We start from the raw sequence: 8,970 nt of genomic DNA, 5'->3' as shown, positions 1-8,970 counted from the left end.
GCCCAGCAGGAACGGGAAGTCGTCGTTGATGCCACCCTCCCGGTAATGCAGATCGGTGTGGCACACCCCGCACGCCTGCACTTGTACGACGGCCTCACCCGGACCCGGATCCGGCACCACGACCGTCTCCAGCCGCACCGGCTCGCCTTTGCCCGCCGCGATCACACCGCGAACTTCCTGCCCCATGGTGTCCACCCTTCTCTCGGCGGCTCCGACATCCATTGTCGACCCTAGCCGTTGATCGGCAGCGTGCACGGAAGACCGCCCCCGCACGCCACGTCAGCGGTACGCGTGAGGCCGCTCGAAACCGGTGCGCCCCAGGCCGACGGGCCGACGTAGCCTGAGGGCTCCGCCCGACTCCGAAGGAGCGCCGTGAGCTCAGTCCAGACGTCGAAGAACGGCGCCGGAAGACCCGACCAGCCCGCGTGGCGACTCCTCCTCGGATATGTACGGCCCCACCGCTGGGCTCTGGCGACCGGCGCTCTGCTCTCGCTGGTCACGGGTGCCACCGGGCTGCTTCTGCCGCTGGTGGCACGGGAGTTGATTGACGATCTGTCCCACGACCGTGCCATCACGAGGGCGTTGCTGCTGATGTCGGGGCTCGTGGTCGCCAACGCCGCGCTGGGTGCGCTGGGTTCGTACGTCCTGCGGCGAACGGCGGAGTCGGTGGTGCTGGGCGCGCGGCGTTCCCTGTCGTCGTATCTGCTGCGGCTGCGCATCGCCGCCGTGGACCGCAGTGAGCCGGGCGATCTGATGGCCCGCATCACCTCGGACACGACGCTGCTGCGCGAGGTCACCACCGACTCCCTGGTGGGCCTCGGCACCGGCGGGCTCACGCTGGTGGCGACGGTGGTGATGATGGGCCTGGTCGATCCGGTGCTGCTGGCGGTCACGCTCGGCGTCATCCTGGGCGCCGGCACCGTGCTCGGCGTGATCGTGCCACACATCAACCGGGCCAGCCGGCAGGCACAGGACGCGATCGGGGTGATGGGGGCCTCGTTGGAGCGGATCCTCGGCGCGCTGCGCACGGTGAAGGCGTCCGGCGCCGAGCACCGGGAGGAACGTACGCTGCACGAGGCGGCACAGGAGTCGTGGCGGCAGAGCGTCCGGGCCGCCAAGTGGTCGGCGGCGGCGGGCAACACGGCCGGACTGGCCATGCAGATCGCCTTCATCACGGTGCTCGCGGTGGGCGGGGCCCGGGTGGCGACCGGAGCCATCGACATCGGCACGCTGGTCGCGTTCCTGCTGTACGTCTTCTACCTCATGTCGCCGATACAGGAGGTCGTCGGGGCGATCACGCAGTACCAGACGGGCTCGGCGGCACTCGCCCGCATCCAGGAGGCGCTGCGGCTGCCCGCCGAACCGGCCGCCGAGGCCGCGCCGTTGCCCGCTGCCGGTGCCGAGCCCGCCGCGGTCGCCTTCGCCGACGTCCGCTTCCGCTACGCCGACGATCTGCCGTACGTCCATCACGGGGTGACGTTCGCGGTGCCCGCGCAGGGCATGACCGCGTTCGTCGGCCCGTCGGGCGCGGGCAAGACCACCGTGTTCTCGCTGATAGAGCGGTTCTACGACCCCGAGGCGGGGACGATCACGCTCGACGGGCGGGACCTGGCCGACTGGGAGCTGCCCCGACTGCGCTCGGCCATCGGCTATGTGGAGCAGGACGCCCCGGTCCTGTCGGGCTCCCTGCGGGACAATCTGCTGCTGGGCAACCCCGACGCGGACGACGACGCGGTCACGCGCGTACTGCGGACGACCCGGCTCGACGGCCTGGTCTCACGGCTGCCCGACGGGCTCGACACCCTCGTCGGGCACCGCGGCACAAAGCTGTCCGGCGGTGAGCGTCAGCGCGTCGCCATCGCCCGCGCCCTGCTGCGCCGCCCCCGGCTGCTGCTGCTCGACGAGGCCACCTCGCAGTTGGACGCGGTCAACGAGGCCGCGTTGCGCGACACGGTGGCCGATGTCGCCCGCACGACCACGGTGTTGGTCGTCGCGCACCGGCTGTCGACGGTGACCATGGCCGACCGGATCGTGGTGATGGACGCGGGACGGGTGCGTGCGGTGGGCACACACGGCGAACTCGTCGCGCGGGATCCGCTGTACGCGGAGCTGGCGGCGACGCAGTTCCTGGCGACCGCCGGGTGACGCACGGGTGACGCACGGGAACGAGGCGTCACTCCCGGTACACGCGAAGGGCCGCCCGGCGCGATCCCGGGCGGCCCTCGGCGTCTGATCCGACGGCTCGACGGCTCGACGGCTCGACTATGAACCTAGAGCCGGTTCAGGTTGTTGATGTGATCGAGGTGGCTCAGCTGCTGGGAGACCCTCGGGACCCGGTGCTTGTGCTGCTCGGGGATACCGGTCGTGGCGAGCGAATCGATCGTGGTGATCGGGCTCAGCTGGGGGCCGGCGTTGCGGGTGTCCGCGTGAGCCGTGTGTGCCAGCGGCGCCGTGAGGCCGGTGAGGCCGGCCGCGAGACCAACGGCGGCGGCGAGAATCGGAGTTGAGATCATGCTCAGGGAACGTGGGCGGGCCGCCGCCGGACACGGCCGCCCCACCGGGCTCACCCGTCAGGCCCAGTGGGGCGGCTGCGCTTGCCGAGTCCGGCAGGGCGGAGGAGTCTCTTCAGCAGAGGCCCTCGCGGCCGCTCCACGTCGTGCCGCGGGCCTCGGAGGAGGTCACCATGGGCACCGTCACGAACCCGTCATTCGACACCGAGACGCTGCGCCGGGGCATCGAGGGACAGACCCCGGACACGCTGCTGTCGCTGTACGCGGACGACGCGGAGCTGCGCGTCGTGAACCGCAACACCCAGCCCAGCCACCCCAAGGTGCTGCACGGCCGCGGTGAGATCGCCGACATGCTCGCCGACGTCTACAGCCGCGACATGTCGCACAAGCTGGAGGGGTGCGTCATCCAGGGCGACCACGCGGCCTACAGCGAGTCGTGCGAGTACTCGGACGGGGTGCGCGTCCTGTCCGAGTCGATGATCACGCTGCGCGACGGCAAGATCTCCCGGCAGATCCTGATCGAGGCCTGGGACGAGTAGGGAGGCGTCCCACCAGTAGGAAGGAGTGGTTCACGGACCGCTAGCCACCGAAACCGGGCGTCATGACCGGCGTCATGACGTGCGCAGCGTCGTGACGAGGTCGCGCGGCAGTCCGTGGGTGTCGTGCAGATAGCGGTAGTCGTCGTCGCTCAGCGGGCCCACGAACTGTGGCCCGCCCAGGACCCGGCGCCCGCGCTCCAGCAGCTTGCCGAAGCGGCGTTCCTCGTCCAGCAGCACTTCGCGCACGAGGCCGGTTCCACAGGGCTGGTGGAAGTGGCCCAGTGTGTGCTCGACGAGTTCCTCCGGCAGGTCGCCGAGGGTGCGGGAGGGGTCCTCGCGCCACAGTGTGGTGAGGGTGCGGCGGATCAGCCGGCGCAGGACATAGCCGCGACCGGTGTGGGAAGGGCGTACTCCGTCGCCGATGACGACGATGCCGGAGCGCAGGTGGTCGCAGACGAGCCGCCTCGAGGATTCGTCCAGGTTCCACAGCGGTGGCAGGAGCCTCGTCCACGGGTGGAAGAGGTCGCTGTCGTAGACGCTGTCGTGGCCCTGGAGGACCGACACCAGTCGTTCGAGTCCCATACCCGTGTCGACATTGGGCTGTTGGAGCGGCTGGAGGCTGCCGTCCTCGAGCCGGCGGTAGCGCATGGCGACGTGGTTCCAGACCTCCACCCACCGCGGGTCGGTGGTGGGGGTGCCCTCGGGCGGGGTGCCCAGGTCGCCGGTCCAGACGAAGATCTCCGAGTCGGGGCCGCACAGGCCGACGGGGCCGTGCGACCACCAGTTGTCGTCGACGGTCCATTCCACGGGCAGCCCCAACTCCTGCCAGACGTCCAGTGACTGGCGGTCGGGGCCGACCTCGTCGTTCCCGCCGAAGACGCTGACGTGCATCCGCTCCCGCGGAATGCCGAATCCGTCGTGGAGCAGTTCGTATCCCCAACGCAGGCTCTGCGAATGGTCGTAGTCGCCCAGGGACCAGGAGCCGAGCATCTCGAACACCGTCAGATGGGTGCGGTCGCCGACCTCGTCGAGGTCGGTGGTGCGCAGACAGCGCTGGACGTCGGCCAGGCGGCGGCCCTGTGGATGGGGTCGGCCTTCCAGGTAGGGGGTGAGCGGGTGCATGCCGGAGGTGGTGAACAGCACCGGGTCGCAGGGCGAGGACAGGAGGGTGCCGCCGGTGATGATCTGGTGCCCGCGCTCGTGGAAGAAGTCGGTGAAGGTGCTCAGGATGTCGTCGGTGGTCGGCCTGGTGGTCATCGCGGTGTTCCTTCGGGTCGTGGAGACCGGAAAGAGCCGCGGATCAGGCTGCGACCTGGTCGGACAGGAAGGCGCACACCGGCGGGCCGTTTCCGGCCGCCGGGAGGGGTGGGATCAGGCGTCGGCAGCCGAGGAGCTGGTCGCTCGCGCGGCTGCGGTGCGGGTGTGCCTGATGACCTTCATGTCATCGACGGTAACAGGGGGTGGTGCGGCTGTCTCCGGGTTTTTCCGTCGCCCGCGATTCCCGTGTACGCGAGCGCGCGTGATTTCTGAAAGGCGGGGATACCCGGAGGTCATGAACCGACTTCTCAAATCCAGGCATAAAGTTCACAAGGGACGACACAGTCCGGGTTCACAGCCGTCCGCGAAGCAGTCCGACACCGACCGGCCCGCATCCGAGGAGTCCGTGCCCGACGACTCCGACCGGCCCGTGTCCGGCCAGTCCGCCTCCCACGACTCCGACCGGCCCGCATCCGAAGAGTCCGCCTCCCACGACTCCGGCCGGCCCGTGCACGACCGGTCCGACCCCGACCGGTCCGGCGCCGACCGCAACGGGCAGGAGGCGACCGGGGCGGACCCGTCGCAGGAGTCGTACGGGCCGGATGCGCAGGTGGAGGAGCGGGCGCCCGACACACCGAGTGGGCTGCCGAAGCGGTCGTGGTGGGCGGCGCTGAAAGGGACCCTGCGGGAGTTCAAGGACGACGAACTGACCGACCGCGCGGCGGCACTGACCTACTACGGTGTGCTGTCGCTCTTCCCGGCCCTGCTCGTGCTCGTGTCCGTGCTGGGCCTGGCCGGCCAGTCCGCCACGGACACGGTCCTGGAGAACATCAACAAGCTGGCGCCGGGCGCGGCGAGGGACATCCTCACCGGCGCGGTCGAGCAGTTGCAGGGCAATGGCGGGCTCGGCTCCGTCATGGCCGTCGTGGGCCTGCTCCTCGCGGTGTGGTCGGCCTCCGGCTATGTCGCCGCCTTCATCCGCACCGCCAACGCCGTCTACGACATACCCGAGGGGCGCCCGGTGTGGAAGATCCTGCCGGTCCGGCTCGGCGTGACCCTCGCGCTCATGGTGCTGGCCGTGCTCAGCGCGCTGATCGTCGTCTTCACCGGCACCCTGGCCCGCGAGGTCGGCTCCACCCTGGGCATCGGCGACACGGCACTGACGGTCTGGGCGATCGCCAAGTGGCCCGTTCTGGCCGTCCTGGTGACCACCATGATCGCGATCCTGTACTGGGCCACGCCGAACGCCAAGGTGCGCGGCTTCCGGTGGATCACCCCGGGCAGCTGCCTCGCCCTGGTGATCTGGCTGATCGCCTCCGCCGGGTTCGCCTTCTACGTCGCCAACTTCGCCTCGTACAACAAGACCTACGGCACCATGGCGGGCGTGATCGTCTTCCTGATCTGGCTGTGGGTCGGCAATCTGGCCATCCTGCTCGGCCTGGAGTTCGACGCGGAGGCCGCCCGGCAGCGCGCGATCTCCGGCGGGCACCCGCCCGAGGAGGAGCCGTACACCACCCCCCGGGACACCAGCACCTGGGACGAGCAGGACCGACGCCGTGTGCGCGGACCCTGACGCAGCCGCGCGGTACGGCAGGGCGACGCCCGGGTACCCGGCGTCACAGCCCGACCGCGAACCCTGACTCAAGGGGAGAAGGTGACCCTCATGACCACCGTGCAACCGCGGTACCGCTCCCGTTCCGACGCCTCGGTCGGCGAGCTCGTGCAGGAGGCCTCGCAGGAACTGACCGACCTGGTCCGGGCCGAGATGCGGCTGGCCCAGACCGAGATGACGCAGAAGGGCAAGCGCCTGGGCATGGGCGGCGGCATGTTCGGCGGTGCCGGGCTGGTCGGCTTCCTCGCCCTTCAGGCGATGATCGCCACCGCGATCGCGGCGCTCGCCGTGCCGCTGCCGGTGTGGGCCGCCGGGCTGATCGTCACCGGCGCCCTGCTCGTGGTCGCCGGGGCGATGGCGGCGGCCGGCAAGGCCAAGGTGCGCCAGGCCACCCCGCCGGCACCCGAACAGTCCATCGACAGCGTCAAGGCCGACATGGCCGAGATCAGGGAAAGGGCACAGCGATGACCGGCGGTGCGACGCCCGGCAAGGGCCCCGACGAGCTGCGCGAGCAGATCGAGCACACCCGCGAGGAACTGGGCAGGACGGTGGAGGAGCTCGCCTCCCGCGCCGACGTCAGGAGCCGCACTCAGGACAAGGCTCAGGAGGCCAGGGAGCAGGTCGGCCACACGGCCGCCGAGGTCGCGCGGCGGGTGCGGGAGAAGATGCCGCAGCCGGTGCAGGACAAGGCCGACCGGGCCGCCCACAGGGTCCGGGACAGCGCCTCCCGGGCCGGGCACATGGTGCAGGACAGGACGCCCGAACCGATCCGGGAGCGGACCGATCGCGGCCTGCGGACCGCACGGCAGCATCCCGGCGCGCTGCTGGCCGGGACGGCCGCGGTGGGCGGTGCCGTCCTGCTGGCACGCCGTCGCCGCGCCGGAGCCCACCGATGAACAGCGCCAAGATGGCCTACAAGCCCGTCGGTCTCGCCCTCGGCGCCGTCAGCGGGATGGTGGCGGGCGCCGCCTTCAAGCAGACCTGGAAGAGCTGGGCCACGATGAGGACGCGCCGGACGCCACCGACGAGGAGCGCACCTGGAAAGAGGTCCTGACGGCGGCGACCGTCCAGGGCGCCATCTTCGCCGCGGTCAAGGCCGCGGTCGACCGCGCCGGCGCCACCGCCACGCGTCGTCTGACGGGTACGTGGCCCGGCTGAGAGACGGGGGCAAGGGCACCCGGGGTCCTCGTCGTCGGCGCGTCAGCGCATCCAGGCGCTGTACTCCATGACGTCGCCCGGCTTCACCCCGTACTCCGGCTGGGCCGAGGTGAAGGTGGTCTCCAGGCCGAGGACCGTTCCCGTGGCGGGGTCGAGGATCAGCATGCGCCGGGTCGCGGAGTCGTCGTACACGTACGCCTGTCCGCGCCTGCCCAGCCGGTCCGTCACCTGGCCGGCGGGCCGCAGATCCTCCATGCCGGCCAGCAGCCGGGCGAGCGCGGCGGACTCACGGGCGCCGAGCGTCCAGTGGTCCAGCAGCACGTCGACGGCGTCCAGCAGCTCGGGCGTGTTCAGCGGGCCGTCGCTGTACGCGGCCTCCTGAAGGTAGGCGCGCAGGCGGGCGGGGTCGTGCGGCGGCGTCGACCGGGGCGGGGCGTCGCTCCAACTGGGCGGGTACGTCCGGTTGCTGAGGACATGCCCGTCCTCGACGGGGCGCGGTTCGCCGTCCGAGTCCCTCAGGACCGGCCGGCCCGGATGCCGGGGGTCGGTCGCGACGACGATCTCGGTGTGGCTGTCGTCGGCGTGCCAGCGCACGATGCGCTCCTCGGGGAGCGTGATCGGTGCTCTGCGGTCACTCATGCCGAGGCTCCACGACTGCACATGGGTGCCCTGGCGCAGCGCCGGGGATCCATCGGCCGCGGCATCTTGCGCGCGTCGGGCGATCGTGTCCAGGGGCACGGGGGTCGAGTCGGCCCGCACGACCAGCGGGCGGGGCGCGGCGACGGCGGGTGCGGTGGTCTGGCCCGTGAACAGCAGCGCCGACACGAGCGTGGCGACGACGGCCGAGGCGGCGAGCCCCCAGGCCAGTCGGGTACGGCGGCGGGGCGCCGGGGCGGGGTGGTCGTGCAGGAGCCGGTGCAGGCGTCGTTCGGCCTGCTGGTCCAGCGGTCCGTCGCCGAGGTACGGGCCGTCGGCGGGCACCGGGTCGGCGCTGCGCAGGAGTTCGAGTTCGTCAGCCATGGCCGTGATCCTTCGCTGCGGTCGCTGGGCTCAGTCGGTCGATCTCGGCTCTCAGGCGCCGGCGGGCCCGGTGCAGTCGCATCGACGCGGCCCGGCTGCCGCAGTCGAGGACGACGGCGATCTCGTCGATGCCGAGTTCCTCCCAGGCCGTCAGGCGCAGCACCTCCTGGTCCGCCGGGGACAGCCGGGCCAGTGCCTCGTGCACCCAGGCCCCCGGCTGCTCGGCCTCGGGGCCGTCCTCGATGTGCCGGCCGTGTGCCGTGTCGTCGTTGCCGAGCCGGTCGACAAGTCGGCGCCGGCGCCCGTAGCCGCGTACCGCGTTCGCCAGGCAGTTGCGTGCCACGCCGTACAGCCAGGGCAGCGGGGCGGCCGGGAGGTCGGCCCGGCGCCGCCAGGCGACGGTGAACACCTCCGCCACCACTTCCTCGACCTCACTCATGCGCCCGTCCAGTCGCCGCGCGACATAGCGGCTGACCGCCCAGTAGTGCTCGCGATAGGCAGCGGCGAAGATCTCGTCGTTGCTCATGTTCCGTTCGTGTCCGGCACCCGCGGGATCGTCACACCCGTTCTCCGTGATTCTTGTCGCCCGGTGTGAGTGTGACGTCCGGGTGGCGGACGGACACAGGCGGGGTGTGAAGAGGATCAGAAACATCAAGAGCGTCAGGGTCGTCCAGTGGCTGACCACCACCGACCACAAGACGATCGGAACGCTCTATTTGGTCACGTCGTTCGCGTTCTTCGTGATCGGTGGCGTGATGGCGCTGCTCATGCGCGCCGAGCTGGCTCGACCCGGTCTCCAGATCATGTCGAACGAGCAGTTCAACCAGGCGTTCACGATGCACGGCACGATCATGCTGCTGATGTTCGCGACGCC

Annotated in this window: 11 protein-coding genes and 1 pseudogene; 7 read left to right on the top strand and 5 right to left on the bottom strand. The window is 71.0% G+C overall.

The genetic code is table 11. The features are described from left to right. The coding region (locus ACHBTE_RS35590) for an alcohol dehydrogenase catalytic domain-containing protein (RefSeq protein WP_394729888.1) at positions 1–186 on the bottom strand (186 nt) is incomplete at its 3' end. 186 nt (positions 187–372) lie between these two features. Between ACHBTE_RS35590 and ACHBTE_RS35585 the strand changes: the two genes are divergently transcribed. Further along, positions 373–2,145, top strand: a complete 1,773-nt coding sequence (locus ACHBTE_RS35585; protein ID WP_394729886.1) for an ABC transporter ATP-binding protein — start codon at positions 373–375, stop codon at positions 2,143–2,145. 125 nt (positions 2,146–2,270) lie between these two features. On the opposite strand, the gene ACHBTE_RS35580 is transcribed toward ACHBTE_RS35585, so the two are convergent. Next, positions 2,271–2,513 carry a hypothetical protein gene (locus ACHBTE_RS35580; protein WP_394729884.1) on the bottom strand — a complete coding sequence of 81 codons (243 nt, stop codon included), beginning with the start codon at positions 2,511–2,513 and terminating at the stop codon, positions 2,271–2,273. Positions 2,514–2,683: 170 nt separating this feature from the next. Between ACHBTE_RS35580 and ACHBTE_RS35575 the strand changes: the two genes are divergently transcribed. Continuing rightward, on the top strand, positions 2,684–3,049 hold the full coding sequence (locus ACHBTE_RS35575; protein WP_394729882.1) for a nuclear transport factor 2 family protein: 366 nt from the start codon (positions 2,684–2,686) through the stop codon (positions 3,047–3,049). Positions 3,050–3,121: 72 nt separating this feature from the next. Here ACHBTE_RS35575 and ACHBTE_RS35570 read toward each other — a convergent pair whose 3' ends face one another. After that, positions 3,122–4,306 carry an alanine--tRNA ligase-related protein gene (locus tag ACHBTE_RS35570; RefSeq protein WP_394729880.1) on the bottom strand — a complete coding sequence of 395 codons (1,185 nt, stop codon included), beginning with the start codon at positions 4,304–4,306 and terminating at the stop codon, positions 3,122–3,124. A 508-nt stretch (positions 4,307–4,814) separates the two neighbouring features. Here ACHBTE_RS35570 and ACHBTE_RS35565 point away from each other — a divergent pair. From ACHBTE_RS35565 to ACHBTE_RS35550, 4 genes and pseudogenes are all read left to right on the top strand, one after another. Next, the gene (locus ACHBTE_RS35565) at positions 4,815–5,879 is read left to right on the top strand and encodes a YihY/virulence factor BrkB family protein (protein WP_394729890.1); all 1,065 of its coding nucleotides are present in this window, start codon (positions 4,815–4,817) and stop codon (positions 5,877–5,879) included. A 90-nt stretch (positions 5,880–5,969) separates the two neighbouring features. After that, positions 5,970–6,386, top strand: coding sequence for a phage holin family protein (locus ACHBTE_RS35560; protein ID WP_394729878.1), 417 nt, complete (start codon positions 5,970–5,972; stop codon positions 6,384–6,386). Beyond that, complete coding sequence (locus ACHBTE_RS35555; protein ID WP_394729876.1) at positions 6,383–6,814, top strand: DUF3618 domain-containing protein; 432 nt, start codon at positions 6,383–6,385, stop codon at positions 6,812–6,814. The genes ACHBTE_RS35560 and ACHBTE_RS35555 overlap by 4 nt, the downstream gene beginning before the upstream one ends. Beyond that, positions 6,811–7,076: pseudogene (locus tag ACHBTE_RS35550) on the top strand (DUF4235 domain-containing protein). The gene ACHBTE_RS35555 and the pseudogene ACHBTE_RS35550 overlap by 4 nt, the downstream one beginning before the upstream one ends. Before the next feature lie 42 nt (positions 7,077–7,118). Here the strand turns inward: ACHBTE_RS35550 and ACHBTE_RS35545 are convergent. Then, the gene (locus ACHBTE_RS35545; RefSeq protein ID WP_394729874.1) at positions 7,119–8,096 is read right to left on the bottom strand and encodes a CU044_5270 family protein; all 978 of its coding nucleotides are present in this window, start codon (positions 8,094–8,096) and stop codon (positions 7,119–7,121) included. Then, positions 8,089–8,622, bottom strand: coding sequence for an RNA polymerase sigma factor (locus ACHBTE_RS35540; RefSeq protein WP_394729872.1), 534 nt, complete (start codon positions 8,620–8,622; stop codon positions 8,089–8,091). Before ACHBTE_RS35540 ends, ACHBTE_RS35545 begins: the two co-directional genes overlap by 8 nt. Before the next feature lie 106 nt (positions 8,623–8,728). Between ACHBTE_RS35540 and ACHBTE_RS35535 the strand changes: the two genes are divergently transcribed. Continuing rightward, the coding region (locus ACHBTE_RS35535) for a cbb3-type cytochrome c oxidase subunit I (protein WP_394729870.1) at positions 8,729–8,970 on the top strand (242 nt) is incomplete at its 3' end.

It is taken from the genome of Streptomyces sp. M41, assembly GCF_043673425.1.
Taxonomy (GTDB): Bacteria; Actinomycetota; Actinomycetes; order Streptomycetales; family Streptomycetaceae; genus Streptomyces.
The sequence above is the reverse complement of the archived record's forward strand: the minus strand, read 5'-3'. Positions and strand labels throughout refer to the sequence as shown.

Bases quoted from the DNA above. Each gene is read 5' to 3' on its own strand.
- ACHBTE_RS35580 (WP_394729884.1), bottom strand. From the start codon at position 2,513: ATGATCTCAACTCCGATTCTCGCCGCCGCCGTTGGTCTCGCGGCCGGC.
- ACHBTE_RS35575 (WP_394729882.1), top strand. From the start codon at position 2,684: ATGGGCACCGTCACGAACCCGTCATTCGACACCGAGACGCTGCGCCGG.
- ACHBTE_RS35570 (WP_394729880.1), bottom strand. From the start codon at position 4,306: ATGACCACCAGGCCGACCACCGACGACATCCTGAGCACCTTCACCGAC.
- ACHBTE_RS35560 (WP_394729878.1), top strand. From the start codon at position 5,970: ATGACCACCGTGCAACCGCGGTACCGCTCCCGTTCCGACGCCTCGGTC.
- ACHBTE_RS35555 (WP_394729876.1), top strand. From the start codon at position 6,383: ATGACCGGCGGTGCGACGCCCGGCAAGGGCCCCGACGAGCTGCGCGAG.
- ACHBTE_RS35545 (WP_394729874.1), bottom strand. From the start codon at position 8,096: ATGGCTGACGAACTCGAACTCCTGCGCAGCGCCGACCCGGTGCCCGCC.
- ACHBTE_RS35540 (WP_394729872.1), bottom strand. From the start codon at position 8,622: ATGAGCAACGACGAGATCTTCGCCGCTGCCTATCGCGAGCACTACTGG.